The following is a 12183-nucleotide window of genomic DNA, read 5'->3' as shown; positions in this document are numbered from 1 at the left end:
ATTAGTCCAGGACCCCGGCCGGCGGCGGGGCAGCGGTGCTGCGCCACTGGCTGAGCGCCACCCCGGCAAAGACCAGCGCGGCGGCCAGCGCCTGCTGGCCGTTGAGCCGCTCGTCCAGCAGCAGCCAGGCGAAGACCAGGGTGAACACCGGGATCAGGTTGATGAAGCCGGTGGCCTGGCTCGCCGGCAGGCGGCTGACACCGAAGTTGTACAGGCCATAGGCGCCCACGGTGACCACGCTGCCCAGGTAGATCAGCGCCAGCAGGCCCTCGCTGCTGGGCACGGGCGGCGCGCCGGCAGTCAGCGCGGCCACCGGCAGGAAGAATATCGAGCCGATGAAGGCCTGCATGGCGGTGAGGATGAACGGCGAGTAACGCGCCGACAGGTGCTTCAACAGCAGGGTGTAGCCGGTGGCGCAGACCATCGCCAGCAGCTCGAAGAAGTTGCCCAGCAGCGGCGCCGGCGCATGGCTGTCAGGCTCGCTGGCCAGGGTCAGCCAGAGTGCGCCGAGCACCGCCAGGGCGAAGCCGGCCCAGGTGTTGCGGGAGATCTTTTCATGCAGCAGCAGGAAGGCGCCCACCGCGACCATCAGCGGCAGCAACGCCGTGATCATCCCGGCCTGGGCGGCGCTGGTGTAGTGCAGGGCGAAGGACTCGAAAACGAAGTACAGGCAGGGCTCGCACACGGCGAGGCCGACCAGGTACCTCCAGTCGCCCTTGCGGTATTCGATGCGCCCGCGCCAGCGCCAGGCGGCAAGGAAGATCAGGCTGCCGATGGCCATACGGGCGAAGATGACCCACATGGCCGGCATTTCGGCGAAGGCGAGTTTCAGGGCAATGAAGGAACTGCCCCAGAGCGCCATGGCCAACACCAGGCACGCGAGGGCGAACGGCCGGGACTGCTGCACGGAACGCTCCGAAGGACGAATCCGACAAGTATAGGAGTTCGCCCAATCGCCCCGACAGGCACAGCGGCGCGGCAAAACTGTAATGGCTGTGCTTTTCGTGGGAGCGAGCTTGCTCGCGAATGAGTCGGCACGCGGCCTGTTCGCGAGCAAGCTCGCTCCTACAAGAGCCCTTTCATTCCCAGGGCTCGCCCTGGGTACCCGGAGCGCGGGCATCGCGGCGCTGCATGGCCGCCTTGGCCAGCAGGTGCGCACTGACTGGCGCGGTGATGAACAGGAACAGGGTGATCAGCACTTCGTGCAAGCTGATGCCCTGCCCGTTCGTGCTGAAGTACAGCAGGGAGCCCAGCACTACCCCGCCCACGCCCAGGGTCGAGGCCTTGGTCGGCGCGTGCAGGCGCGTGTAGAAGTCCGGCAGGCGGTAAAGGCCGACGGCGCCCAGCAGCGCGAACAGGCTGCCGCCCAGCAATAGAACCGCGACCAGGGTGTCGATCAGCAGCTTCATTCGATGATGTCTCCGCGCAGCAGGAACTTGCACAGCGCCACTGTGCTGACGAAGCCCATGACCGCGATCAGCAGCGCGGCCTCGAAATACAGGCCGCTGCCCTTCCAGATGCCGAACAGCACGATCAGGGCGATGGCCTCGATCGACAGCGTGTCCAGGGCGAGGATGCGGTCGGCCACGCTCGGCCCGCGCACCAGCCGGGCCACCGTCAGCAGCAGCGCCGCCGCCAGCATCGCCAGGCACAGCGGAATCACGTAGGCGAGCATTCGAACACCTCCTTGAGCGGCGCCTCGTAGCGTGCCTTGATGTCTGCCACCAGCGCCTGCGGATCGGGCACGTCGAGGCCATGCACCAGCAGGCTGCGGCGATCGCTACTGAGGTCGGCGGACACCGTGCCCGGGGTCAGGGTTATGACACTGGCGAGGATCGCGATCGGCAAGTCCTCGCGCAGCTCCAGCGGCACCTCGACGAAGGCCGGCCGAAGCTTGCGGGTCGGGCCGATGACAAGGCGCGCGACCTGCAGGTTGGCCACGACTATGTCGTGCAGCACCAGGCCGATGAAGCGCAGCAGCAGGCCCGGACGGTGGATACGCAGCGGCGCCAGCAGCATGTCCCGGCACAGCAGCGGGATCGCCACGGCGAGGAAGGCCGCGAGCAGCCAGTGGCCGAAGGAGAAATCGTTCACCAGCAGCACCCAGCCCAGCAGCAGGCACAGGCTGAGCACTGGATGCGGCAGCAGGCGGCGGATCATGCGCCACCTCCGACCAGGATCGCCTGGCGGTAGAGGTCGACATCCAGCAATTGCGCAGCCGTGGCCTGTGCATAATCCAGCAGCGGCTTGGCGAAGATCACCAGCGCCGGCGCACAGGCGAGCAGGCCGACGGCCGCGAGCAGACGGATCGGATCACGCTCGGCGCTGCCTAGCACGCTGCGTCCGCAACGCCAGAACAGCGTGCTGCCGGCGCGCGCCAGGGCAATGATGCAGACCAGCCCACTGACCAGCACCACGCTCCACAGCGCCACCGCGCCCCAGCCCGACGGCAGGGCCTGCAGCAGCAGGAGCTTGCCGATGAAGCCGGACAGCGGCGGCAGGCCGGCGACGGCGATTGCCCCGGCGAAGAACAGCGCGCCAAGCAGTTGCGGCTGCAGCAGCGCCGGGCCCTGCACCAGTTCCCCGGCCTTGTCGCCGCGCTGTCGGGCGATCAGGTCGGCGAGCAGGAACAGACCGCCAGCGACCCAGGTGCTATGCAGCAGGTAGTAAAGTGCCGCGCCCAGCGCCGCCTGGGTGCCGATCGCCAGCGCCGCCAGCAGCGTCCCGGCGGAAAGCACGACCAGGTAGGCCAGCAATCCCTGCAGAGTCGTCGCCGCCAATGCGCCGAAGGCACCGGCCAGCACGCCGAGCAGGGCCAGCGGCCAAAGCCAGGCCTGCGCCAGGTCTGCCAGCTCGCCGGCGTGGGTGCCGAAAATCAGGGTGTAGACGCGCAGGATCGAGTAGATGCCGACCTTGGTCATGATCGAGAACAGCGCCGCCACCGGCGCCGTTGCCTCGGAATAGGCGCGCGGCAGCCAGAAGTACAGCGGCAGCAGCGCCGCCTTGAGGCCAAACACCACCAGCAGGAGCAGCGCCGCGGCGCGCACCAGCGGCGCATCGGCGGCGCCGAGCTGCGCCACGCGGCCGGCCATGTCGGCCATGTTCAGCGTACCGGTAATGCCATAGAGCACGCCGACCGCGATCAGGAAGAATGCCGAGCCGACCAGGTTGAGCACCACGTAGTGCAGGCCGGCGCGCACCCGCCCTGCCCCGCCGCCGTGCAGCAGCAGCGCATAGGAGGCGATCAGCAGGATCTCGAAGAACACGAACAGGTTGAACAGGTCGCCGGTGAGGAAGGCTCCGTTCAGGCCCAGCAACTGGAACTGGAAGAGCGCGTGGAACTGCTTGCCGCGCAGGTCATCGCCACGCAGCGCGTAAAGCATGGCGAAACTCGCCAGCAGCGCGTTGGCCAGCAGCATCAATGCGCTCAGGCGGTCCAGCACCAGGATGATGCCGAAGGGCGGCTGCCAGTTGCCGAGGGCGTAGTACTGCACCTCGCCGGAGGCCGCCTGCTGCAGCAGACAGGCGCTCAGCGGCAGCAACGCCAGGGTCGCGAGCAGGGACAGCGCACGGCTGGCGCGCAGGCCGAGGCCGGCGAGCAGCAGCAGGCAGCCGCTGAACAGCGGCAGCAGCACGGGCGCGATCAGCAGGTGGTTCATCGCTCCTCCTCCTCTGCCTTGCCGTCGACATGGTCGCCGCCAGTCTCCGCCAACCCGCGCAGGGCCAGGACGATGACGTACGCGGTCATGGCAAAGCCGATGACGATGGCCGTCAGCACCAGCGCCTGGGGAATCGGATCGCCCGGCTGGCTCACCTGCCCAAGCACCGCCGGCTCGCCGGCGAGGCGGCCCATGGCGAAGAGGAACAGGTTGACCGCGTAGGACAGCAGCGTCAGGCCCAGCACCACCGGGAAGGTGCGCGCGCGCAGCAGCAGATACACACCGCTGGCGGTGAGCAGGCCGAGGGCGATGGCGAACAGCGCCTCCATCAGAAGTCCTCCTGTGCCCGCTCGACGGGCTCCGGCGGTGGGTTCAGCTCACCGATGCCGGCGAGGATCAGCAGGGTCGCGCCGACCACGGTGAGGTAGACGCCGAGATCGAAGAGCATGGCGGTGGCCAGTTCGAACTCGCCCACCAGCGGTAAGTGGAAGTGGCCGAAGGACGAGGTCAGGAACGGATAGCCGAAGGCCCAGCTTCCCAGGCCGGTGAGGCCGGCGATGAACACCCCGAGGCCGGCCGTGCGCGAGTAATTCAGCGGCAGACGGGTGCGCACCCAGCGGCTGCCGCAGGCGATGTACTGCAGGATCAGGGCGACGGCGGTGACCAGGCCGGCGATGAAGCCGCCGCCCGGCAGGTTGTGCCCGCGCAGGAAGATGAACACCGAGACCAGCAGGGCCAGCGGCAGCAACAGGCGCGCCAGGGTCGCGAGAATCGGCGGATGGCGATCGGCCGACCAGGCGCGGTCGTGGTCATCGTGCGTGCGCGCCGGCAGGCGCAGGCCCTGCAGCATGGCGAAGACACCGAGCGCGGCGATGGCCAGCACGCTGATCTCGCCGAGGGTGTCGAAGCCACGGAAGTCCACGAGGATGACGTTCACCACGTTGTGCCCGCCGCCGCCGCTGACGCTGCGCTGCAGGTAGTAGCCGGCAATGCTGTCGTACGGACGGGTCAGCACGGCATAGGCCAGCAGCATCACCACCATGCCGCTGGCGGCGGCCAGGACGAAGTCGCGCAGCTTGCGCAGGCTGCTGCTCTCCACCGGCGTGCGCGCCGGCAGGTAGTACAGCGCCAGCATCAGCAGGACCATGGTCACCACTTCCACCGACAGCTGGGTCAGCGCCAGGTCTGGCGCGGCGAAACGCGCGAAGGCCAGCGCCACCAGCAGGCCGGCGATGCTCAGGAGGATCAGCGCCACCAGCCGGCGACGATGGAAGGCCGCAGTCAACGGGCCGCACAGAGCTAGCAGCGCCAGGCCCAGCGCGGTCACGCCATCCAGCTCGGAAAGCGGCCGCGCCCCCGGCAGGCTCGACAGCCCGGCCAGGCCGACGCACACCACGACTACCGCCGAGAGCAGGAGCAGCAGCAGGTAACGTTGCAGCGAGCCGTTCTCCATGGCGCGGGTCACGGCGCCGGCGAAGACGGCGAAGCGCACAACCTGGGCGTCGAAGACTTCCTTGGCGTCCACTTCCGGCAGGCCTGCGTACCAGGCGAACAGCGGCTTGCGCAGGGCGTACAGAAGCACCCCGCCGAGCGTGGCGATCACGCTCATCAGCAGCGGCGCGTTGAAACCATGCCAGATCGCCAGGCTGTATCCGGGCAGCGGCCCATTCAGGCTTGCCGAGGCCGCACCGGCCAGCAGCGGCGCCACCGTCAGCGACGGCGCCATGCCCACGAGCAGGCACAGGCCGACCAGCACCTCCACCGGCACCTTCATGTAGCGCGGCGGCTCATGGGGCTGCTTGGGCAGGTTGCGCGGTTCGCCGCCGAAGAACACTTCGTAGATGAAACGCACGGAATAGCTCACCGAGAACAGCGCGCCGAGCGTGGCCAGGGTCGGCAGCAGCCAGCTGAAGCTGCCGGCGAGGTTATGTTCCAGCGTCTGCCCGAAGAACATTTCCTTGCTGAGGAAACCGTTGAGCAGCGGCACGCCGGCCATCGACGCCGAAGCCACCATCGCCAGCACGGCGGTGTGCGGCATGTAGCGCCACAGGCCGCTGATGCGGCGCAGGTCGCGGCTGCCAGTCTCGTGGTCGATGATGCCGGCGGCCATGAACAGCGAGGCCTTGAAGGTGGCGTGGTTGATGATGTGGAAGATCGCCGCGACGTTGGCCATGGGCGAGTCCAGGCCGAACAGCAGGGTGATCAGGCCCAGGTGGCTGATAGTCGAGTATGCCAGCAGGCCCTTGAGGTCGTTCTGGAACAAGGCCAGGAAGGCCCCCATCAGCAGGGTCGCCAGGCCAGTCAGGCCGACCAGGTAGAACCACAGGTCATTGCCCGACAAAGCCGGGTAAAGGCGCGCCAGCAGGAAGACCCCGGCCTTGACCATGGTCGCCGAGTGCAGATACGCGGAGACAGGCGTCGGCGCCGCCATCGCGTGCGGCAGCCAGAAATGGAAGGGGAACTGCGCCGACTTGGTGAACACACCCAGCAGCACCAGCACGAGGATCAGCGGGAACAGCGCATTGGCCTGCAACAGGTCGCGCGCGGCGAGCACGTCGGTCAGCTCGTAGCTGCCCACCACATGGCCGATCAGCAGCACCCCGGCGAGCAGTGCCAGCCCCCCGCCGCCGGTCACCGCCAGCGACATGCGCGCGCCCTTGCGTGCGTCGGAGCGATGGCTCCAGAAGCCGATCAGCAGGAACGACGACAGGCTGGTGAGCTCCCAGAACACCAGCATCAGCAGCAGGTTCTCGCTCAGCACCACGCCGAGCATCGCGCCCATGAACAGCAGCAGATAGCCGTAGAAGCGCCCGGTGGGTTCCTGCTCGGACAGGTAGTAGCGCGCGTAGAGGATCACCAGCAGGCCGATGCCGAGGATCAGCAGGGCGAATAGGAAACCCAGGCCATCCAGGCGCAGGCTGAGGTTCAGCCCCAGGCTCGGCAGCCACTCGTAGCGGTCGATCAGCCGTTCGCCGCCGAGCACGCCGCGCATCGAGAACAGCAGCAGCAAGCCAACCAGCGGCGCGAACCCGGCCGCCAAGGCACAGGCGTTGCGCCCGAAACGCTCGGCCAGCGCCGGCAGGAAGCATCCCAGGAAGGGCAGCGCGATCAGCAGCGCCAGCGTCATGAACGACTCCTCGATCCTAAAGAGCCTGGCAAACATCCAGGAAAGACGACAGAACCCGTCGATTATCCATATCTATCGGTCTGACGTCATGGATAGAAATATTACGAAAGGCTGTCAGACGGCTCGCCCATGGCGACCCCGAAAACGATAGCGCGCGGCACCGGAGACCGGTGCCGCGCGCCAGAAGAATCAACGCGCCGGCCGAGGCCGGCGGGTTGACGGATCAGTGCGCTACGCGGCTGGTGCCGTTCACGGTCAGGATGCGCACGCGCTCGCCGACGCGGAACACTGCGCCCTGGTCGACTTCCTGGACGTAGGCGCGGGAGGTGCCGTCGTCTTCACGCACGGTGATCTCCACGCCCTGGGTGCGGGTCAGGCCTTCCTCGGCCGCCGCACCGGCCAGGCCACCGGCCACGGCACCGATGATGGCGGTCACGTAGCTGCCACGGCCACCACCGATGGCGCTGCCGCCAATACCACCCACGGCGGCGCCGGTCGCGGCGCCGATCGGGGTCTTGGTGCCTTCGATCTTCACCGGGCGCAGCGCCTCGATGGTGCCCCAGCGTACGTTCTGCACGGTGCGGGCTTCGTCACGGGAATAGCTATCGCCGGTCAGGCTGGATTGGCAGCCGCCCAGGGTCAGGGCAAGAGCGGTGAAACCGGCGACGAGGAAGGCGGAATTACGCATACGGAAACCTCCGGATAGATATGTGGATATTAGACTCTGCCGCGCACCTTGCTGTCACGCCGGGCAGATCAAACATTTCGTTCGGTTCAGCCGCCGTACAGCTTTCTCCGCCGCCTGCGGCAAAAACCCGCGTTCGTCGCCCGGCCCGCTTCGGCTAGGGTGGGCGACCGTGCGAGGAGCTCCCCATGGACTACTTCATCATCGTCGTCACCACCGCAGCCGGGCTCTATTTCCATTGGTGGCTGTTCGTTCGCATCCGCCGCTGGATGGATCGCGACCTCGCGCTGTCGCTGGCCGGCGAAGACCCGATCAAGCGCGAGTACATGCTGCACTGCCTGCAACTTGCCCGCGACGAGCGAGTTGCTCGACGCGACCTACCAGAGTGGCTGCAGCGTGCCGCCAAGGACTATCGCGACACCTGAGCCAGGCTCCACAGCCGCGCCAGTTCCTCGGCACGCGCCTCCAGTTCGACAGCCGCGCCAGTCATGGCCTGGGCCAGGCTGATCGGCCCTGGGGTCAGACTGAATGCTGCAGCGATACCGTTGTCGTGTACCCGCACATACCCCTCGCCCAGACTGCCTGCCAGGGCGATGACCGGAACACCTGCAGCCGCGGCGACGCGCGCCACGCCGACCGGCGTCTTGCCGTGCAGGCTCTGCGCATCGAGACGGCCCTCGCCGGTAATCGCCAGGGCCGCGCCCTGCATCGCCTCGGCCAGCCCGGCAACCTCGGCGACCAGTTCGATGCCCGGCCGGAAGCGCGCCCCCAGGAAGGCCCGCGCGGCAAAGCCGAGGCCGCCCGCGGCGCCAACGCCGGGATAAGCGCTGTGATCCTCACCGAGTACCTGCGCGGCGACCTGGGCATAACGCTGCAGCGCGGCGTTCAATTGCTCGACCTGCGCCGGGCTCGCGCCCTTCTGCGGGCCGAACACCGCCGAGGCGCCGCGCGGACCGTAGAGCGGATTGTCGACATCGGCAGCCACTTCGACCTCGACCGCACGCAAGCGCGTGTCCAGGCCAGCGACATCGATCGAATGCAGACGAGCCAGTTCGGCACCGCCATCACCCAGCGGCGCACCCTGCTCGTCGAGGAAGCGCACACCCAGGGCCTGCAGCAAGCCAAGGCCGCCATCGTTGGTGGCGCTGCCGCCGAGTCCGAGGATGATCTTGCGCGCCCCGGCATCCAGCGCCGCGCGGATCAGCTCGCCGGTGCCAAAACTGCTGGTGCGGGTTGCGTCGCGCTGATGGGCCGGCACCAGATGCAGGCCACTGGCGGCGGCCATCTCGATCACCGCAGTACCCTCTTCCAGCCAGCCCCAATGCGCCTGTACCGGCGTGCCGAGCGGGCCACGCACCAGGCATTCGCGGCGCTCGCCGCCAGTGGCTTCCAGCACCGCGTCCACCGTGCCTTCACCACCATCGGCCATGGGCCGCAGGAGAATCTCATCCGCCGGCCGGGCACGCAGCCAGCCGCGCGCGATGGCGGCCGCGACGTCGGGAGCGGACAGGCTTTCCTTGAAGGAGTCGGGGGCGATGACGAGTTTCATGCAGGGAGTCCCTTGTCAGACGATGGGACGCATCCTACCTCGCCACCCCCACGGGAAGCGCAGCCATGTAGGAGCGAGCTTGCTCGCGAACCGATTCGGCACGCGGCCATTCGCGAGCAAGCTCGCTCCTACGAAGAACCTATGGCGCCAGGCGCTCGCGCACCCAGGCATCGCCTTCGCGGCGGTAGTTCAGGCGGTCGTGCAGGCGACTCGGGCGGCCCTGCCAGAACTCGATGCGCGTGGGCACCAGGCGATAGCCGCCCCAGTGCTCGGGGCAATGCGGCGCGGTATCCATGAAGCGCTTCTCGGTCTCCGCCAGCAGCCGCTCCAGTTCCTCGCGACCACTGATCACCCGGCTCTGCGGCGAGGCCCAGGCACCGAGGCGGCTGCCCAGCGGGCGCACGCGGTAGTAGGCGTCGGACTCTTCCACAGAGACTTTCTCGACCTGCCCTTCGATACGCACCTGGCGCTCGAGCGCCGGCCAGAAGAAGGTCATGGCGGCACGCGGGTTGGCGGCCAGTTGCTCGCCCTTGGCGCTGTCGTAGTTGCTGAAGAAGGTGAACCCGCGCGCGTCGAGCCCCTTGAGCAGCAGCACGCGACAATGCGGCTGGCCTTCGCTATCGACCGTCGCCAGGGTCATGGCGTTGGGCTCGACCGGCAACTGCTCGGTCTTCACCGCCTCTTCGAACCACTGCTGGAACAGGACGAACGGTTCGGCGGGCGCTTGCGCCTCGCTGAGTCCGTCACGGGTGTATTCGCGGCGCATGTCGGCCAGGGTCTGGGCCATCGATCTCTCCTCCGGATGACGGGACTGCCGGCGCTTCCCGAGCGGAAAGCGCCTCTGATTCAGCCCTCTAGATTAACCAGAGCTCGAAGGGATTGCTTGACCGGCGACAAGGCGCCCACGTTTCAGTTGGCCTGGGCCAGGGGCAGCAGGTTGCCGCGCGGGGTCAGCATGACTTCGACGCGGCGGTTCTTCGCCCGGCCGGCCTTGGTCTTGTTGTCGGCGACCGGCTTGTCGGAGCCGACCCCCTTGTAGCGCAGGCGGTCGTTGCCCAGGCCGCTGAGGCGGAAGATCGCCGCGATGGCCACGGCGCGCTGCTGGCTGACCTTGTCGTTGGTGGCCTTGTCGCCGCTGCTGTCGCTGTGGCCGAGGATGAACACGCCGCTCTGCGGTTCCTTTTCGATGACCTTGGCAACGCTGGCCAGCGGCGCGAGGGTGACCGGCAGCAGCAGCTCCGGGCGCTTGGGATTGAAGGAGCCGTCTACCGGGGCGGTCAGCACCAGGGCATTGTCGCGACGCTCGACCTTGAACTTGCTGCCGGCGACGGCGGCGCGCACGGGCGCCTCGTGCTGGTCCAGCCAGGCTTTGTTGTCCAATGCGCTGGGCACGGGTAACGGCTTGTCGGCGGCCTTCAACCTTCGCCGACTCGCCCGCGGCGCTGCCGCTGAACGGCCACCACCAGTGGTTGCCGGCGGATTTGTCGGATGCCGCGTTCGCATTCGCCACCGCAGGCTTGGGCGCCTCCGCCGGCGCCTTGGCGTCAGCCTTGTCTGTGCCGCCGAAAGGCCACCAGCTGTGTTTGCCGGAGTCAGCCTGGGCTGCACCGGGCGTGCTGGCGTCCTGGGATTGGAATTGGCTGCAGGCGGACAGGCCGAGACAGAGGACCAGAGTGGAAGTCTTGAACAGGTTCATGGACGGATACCGACAGGCGAGACAAGGGACAGACGCGCCCGGCGGCGGGCGCGAATCAGATTTTCAACTTAGAAGTCGATCATAACTTACTAAGCCAATTGGCCTTTTTGATATTCGACTGGCAAGCGACGACACCCATCCCGCGGGCATGCGATGCCGCAAGCTGGGTCTTTCGAGCGGAGTCGTGAAGGAAGGTTCCCACGGCTCGTCGGCGCGTATCGGCCGACGAGCAGAGGCAGGTGCCGACGACGCGCGCCAGTTGCTGCGCACGCGGATCCATCAGCACATAGGGGCCGAGGGTATTGGTGACGAAACCGAAGGCCAGTTCCCGCTCCGGATCGGCGAAGCCCACCGAGCCACCGGCACCGGGATGGCCGAAGGCGCGCGGGCCGAGGCCATAGGTGGCGTTGGCCAGCTCCGGTTGGTCGAGCATGGTGCCGAGGCCGAAACGGGTGCTGGTGAGCAAGGTGCGGTCCTCGCCACGGGCGTGCTCGCGCGTCAGCTCGGCGAGCAGCTTCTTGTCCAGCAGACGCCCTTGCAGCAGGCCGCTGTAGAAGCCGGCTAGGGATCGCGCGTTGCCGTGGCCGTTCGCCGCCGGCTGCTGCATGCGCCGCCATTCCGGCTTGTTGGTGCTGGTGAGGATCGACGGCGGGTTGGTGAAGGCGCGGGTGGTCAGTGCGTTCGGCTCGCTCATCATGGTGCGCAGCAAACGCTGCGCCGCCGCGTCACCAAGGTTGCCCTTGGCCCGGGCGATGTGCGCCACGCGCGGGAACTCGGCATCGTCCAGGCCAATGTGGAAGTCCAGCCCGAGCGGCTTGGCGGTGCGCTCGACGATGGCCACGCCCGGCTCTCGGCCATCGACCCGGCGGATTACCTCGCCCACCAGCCATCCGTAGGTGATGGGCGCGTAGCCATGCTCCTCGCCCGGCTGCCACCACGGCTCTTCGGCGGCCAGCGCAGCGGTCATCGCCTGCCAGTCGTACAGCGCTTCGGCCGGCAGCATCTGGTGCAAAGCCGGCAGGCCGGCGCGATGGCAGAGCAACTGGCGCACCGTGATCGCCTGCTTGCCGGCGGCGGCAAATTCGGGCCAGTAGCGGGCCACCGGGGCGTCCAGTTCAAGCTTGCCCTCGCCAACCATTTGCAGGGCGGCGACGGCGGCAAAGGTCTTGGTGCAGGAGAACAGGTTGAGCAGGGTGTCCGCCTGCCAGTCCTGGCCCTCGTCCTTGCCGGCGGCACCGGCGAACAGGTCCACCAGCGTTTCGCCGCCGACCTGGATGCAAAGCGCGGCGCCGCGCGCCTGCGGGTCCTCGAAGAGTGCCGCGAATGCGTCGGCGACGGGGGTGAAGCGGCTATCGCAATGGCCTTGCAGGGTCATGGAGGCACTCCGGGACGGGGAACAGAAAGGCGCATTCTTCCAGCGCCCTCCGCCCTTGTGAACCCTGCCCAAGTTGGGCCGCGGCCATCATG

Annotated in this window: 12 protein-coding genes and 1 pseudogene; 1 reads left to right on the top strand and 12 read right to left on the bottom strand. The window is 67.9% G+C overall.

Going from position 1 to position 12183, the window contains the following annotated elements; genetic code table 11:
• Nucleotide 1: 1 nt before the first annotated feature.
• The 8 genes from PKB_RS07355 to PKB_RS07320 form a co-directional block, all read right to left on the bottom strand.
• Nucleotides 2–907 carry a DMT family transporter gene (locus tag PKB_RS07355; protein ID WP_043250347.1) on the bottom strand — a complete coding sequence of 302 codons (906 nt, stop codon included), beginning with the start codon at nucleotides 905–907 and terminating at the stop codon, nucleotides 2–4.
• A gap of 172 nt (nucleotides 908–1079) precedes the next feature.
• Nucleotides 1080–1409 carry a Na+/H+ antiporter subunit G gene (locus tag PKB_RS07350; protein ID WP_043250345.1) on the bottom strand — a complete coding sequence of 110 codons (330 nt, stop codon included), beginning with the start codon at nucleotides 1407–1409 and terminating at the stop codon, nucleotides 1080–1082.
• Nucleotides 1406–1675, bottom strand: a complete 270-nt coding sequence (locus tag PKB_RS07345) for a K+/H+ antiporter subunit F (protein ID WP_043250343.1) — start codon at nucleotides 1673–1675, stop codon at nucleotides 1406–1408. The genes PKB_RS07350 and PKB_RS07345 overlap by 4 nt, the downstream gene beginning before the upstream one ends.
• The gene (locus PKB_RS07340; RefSeq protein WP_043250342.1) at nucleotides 1660–2160 is read right to left on the bottom strand and encodes a Na+/H+ antiporter subunit E; all 501 of its coding nucleotides are present in this window, start codon (nucleotides 2158–2160) and stop codon (nucleotides 1660–1662) included. Before PKB_RS07340 ends, PKB_RS07345 begins: the two co-directional genes overlap by 16 nt.
• Nucleotides 2157–3659, bottom strand: coding sequence for a monovalent cation/H+ antiporter subunit D (locus PKB_RS07335; RefSeq protein ID WP_043250340.1), 1503 nt, complete (start codon nucleotides 3657–3659; stop codon nucleotides 2157–2159). The genes PKB_RS07340 and PKB_RS07335 overlap by 4 nt, the downstream gene beginning before the upstream one ends.
• Complete coding sequence (locus PKB_RS07330; protein ID WP_043250339.1) at nucleotides 3656–3988, bottom strand: Na+/H+ antiporter subunit C; 333 nt, start codon at nucleotides 3986–3988, stop codon at nucleotides 3656–3658. The genes PKB_RS07335 and PKB_RS07330 overlap by 4 nt, the downstream gene beginning before the upstream one ends.
• A complete protein-coding gene (locus PKB_RS07325) occupies nucleotides 3988–6786 on the bottom strand; it encodes a monovalent cation/H+ antiporter subunit A (RefSeq protein WP_043250337.1) in 2799 nt (932 codons plus the stop codon). The genes PKB_RS07330 and PKB_RS07325 overlap by 1 nt, the downstream gene beginning before the upstream one ends.
• 223 nt (nucleotides 6787–7009) lie before the next feature.
• Nucleotides 7010–7474, bottom strand: a complete 465-nt coding sequence (locus PKB_RS07320; protein ID WP_043250335.1) for an outer membrane lipoprotein — start codon at nucleotides 7472–7474, stop codon at nucleotides 7010–7012.
• 185 nt (nucleotides 7475–7659) lie between these two features.
• Here PKB_RS07320 and PKB_RS07315 point away from each other — a divergent pair, with 185 nt between their 5' ends.
• On the top strand, nucleotides 7660–7896 hold the full coding sequence (locus tag PKB_RS07315) for a hypothetical protein (RefSeq protein WP_043250334.1): 237 nt from the start codon (nucleotides 7660–7662) through the stop codon (nucleotides 7894–7896).
• On the opposite strand, the gene PKB_RS07310 is transcribed toward PKB_RS07315, so the two are convergent.
• The 4 genes and pseudogenes from PKB_RS07310 to PKB_RS07295 form a co-directional block, all read right to left on the bottom strand.
• Complete coding sequence (locus tag PKB_RS07310; RefSeq protein WP_043250332.1) at nucleotides 7881–9020, bottom strand: glycerate kinase; 1140 nt, start codon at nucleotides 9018–9020, stop codon at nucleotides 7881–7883. The two genes, PKB_RS07315 and PKB_RS07310, sit on opposite strands and share 16 nt — an antisense overlap.
• 139 nt (nucleotides 9021–9159) lie before the next feature.
• The gene (gene pdxH, locus PKB_RS07305; RefSeq protein ID WP_043250330.1) at nucleotides 9160–9807 is read right to left on the bottom strand and encodes a pyridoxamine 5'-phosphate oxidase; all 648 of its coding nucleotides are present in this window, start codon (nucleotides 9805–9807) and stop codon (nucleotides 9160–9162) included.
• Between the two features lie 122 nt (nucleotides 9808–9929).
• Nucleotides 9930–10412: an OmpA family protein gene (locus tag PKB_RS30105; RefSeq protein WP_242411214.1), complete on the bottom strand. Its 483-nt coding sequence runs from the start codon at nucleotides 10410–10412 to the stop codon at nucleotides 9930–9932.
• 536 nt (nucleotides 10413–10948) lie between these two features.
• A pseudogene (locus PKB_RS07295) lies at nucleotides 10949–12091 on the bottom strand (EstA family serine hydrolase); the annotation flags it as partial.
• Between the last annotated feature and the right edge of the window lie 92 nt (nucleotides 12092–12183).

The organism is Pseudomonas knackmussii B13 (assembly GCF_000689415.1).
Classification (GTDB): domain Bacteria; phylum Pseudomonadota; class Gammaproteobacteria; order Pseudomonadales; family Pseudomonadaceae; genus Pseudomonas; species Pseudomonas knackmussii.
This window is presented reverse-complemented; position numbering and strand designations above follow the sequence as displayed.

Coding starts and splice junctions, on each gene's coding strand:
- PKB_RS07350 (WP_043250345.1), bottom strand. CDS start 1,409: ATGAAGCTGCTGATCGACACCCTGGTCGCGGTTCTATTGCTGGGCGGC.
- PKB_RS07345 (WP_043250343.1), bottom strand. CDS start 1,675: ATGCTCGCCTACGTGATTCCGCTGTGCCTGGCGATGCTGGCGGCGGCG.
- PKB_RS07340 (WP_043250342.1), bottom strand. CDS start 2,160: ATGATCCGCCGCCTGCTGCCGCATCCAGTGCTCAGCCTGTGCCTGCTG.
- PKB_RS07335 (WP_043250340.1), bottom strand. CDS start 3,659: ATGAACCACCTGCTGATCGCGCCCGTGCTGCTGCCGCTGTTCAGCGGC.
- PKB_RS07330 (WP_043250339.1), bottom strand. CDS start 3,988: ATGGAGGCGCTGTTCGCCATCGCCCTCGGCCTGCTCACCGCCAGCGGT.
- PKB_RS07325 (WP_043250337.1), bottom strand. CDS start 6,786: ATGACGCTGGCGCTGCTGATCGCGCTGCCCTTCCTGGGATGCTTCCTG.
- PKB_RS07320 (WP_043250335.1), bottom strand. CDS start 7,474: ATGCGTAATTCCGCCTTCCTCGTCGCCGGTTTCACCGCTCTTGCCCTG.
- PKB_RS07315 (WP_043250334.1), top strand. CDS start 7,660: ATGGACTACTTCATCATCGTCGTCACCACCGCAGCCGGGCTCTATTTC.
- PKB_RS07310 (WP_043250332.1), bottom strand. CDS start 9,020: ATGAAACTCGTCATCGCCCCCGACTCCTTCAAGGAAAGCCTGTCCGCT.
- pdxH (WP_043250330.1), bottom strand. CDS start 9,807: ATGGCCCAGACCCTGGCCGACATGCGCCGCGAATACACCCGTGACGGA.